This is a genomic window from Candidatus Chloroploca asiatica (assembly GCF_002532075.1).
Lineage (GTDB): Bacteria > Chloroflexota > Chloroflexia > Chloroflexales > Chloroflexaceae > Chloroploca > Chloroploca asiatica.
The window spans coordinates 1-528 of record NZ_LYXE01000131.1; the positions used below are offsets into that span (position 1 = coordinate 1).

1 protein-coding gene is annotated in these 528 nt (G+C 63.4%); it reads left to right on the forward strand.

The genetic code is table 11. The annotated features are described in order from the left end of the window. Window positions 1-154: 154 nt before the first annotated feature. Window positions 155-528, forward strand: a 374-nt coding sequence (locus A9Q02_RS17515) for a hypothetical protein (RefSeq protein WP_216361546.1), incomplete at its 3' end; no start/stop codon positions are given.

Genomic DNA, 528 nt, shown 5'->3' on the forward strand with positions numbered 1-528 from the left:
GGGCGAGGGGCACGGGCAAGCCGTGCCCCTACTTTGCGCCTTCGCGCCTTTGCGTCAATCCCCCTTCGCGTCTTCGCGTCTTCGCGTGCCCCCGTATCTTTCGCCCCCCTCGTGCGGTAGAACAACCAGAATCTGTTTTGCCCGAGGAACGCCCATGGAACTCCCGCCGGCTGATTTTGATGGCGCGTGGAAATATGCGCTCGACCACTATGTCGCCCCGTTGCTCGAACTGCTCTTCCCGGAGGTCTGGCGCACCGTGGATTGGCAGCACCCCGTGATCTTCCGGGATACCGAACTGCACCAGCTTGACCCGGATGTCACTCGCGGCAAGCATCGTATCGACAAGCTCGTGCAGGTGCAGGCCCACGATGGCACCCCACGCACGATCTTCATCCACCTCGAAGTCCAGGCCCAGCGCGATGCCACCTTCGCCGAGCGCATGTTCTGTTACCACGCCCAGATCTTCGTGCGCGAACGCCGCCCCGTGATCAGCCTCGCCGTCTTGAGCGATGACCAGCCGGGCTGGCA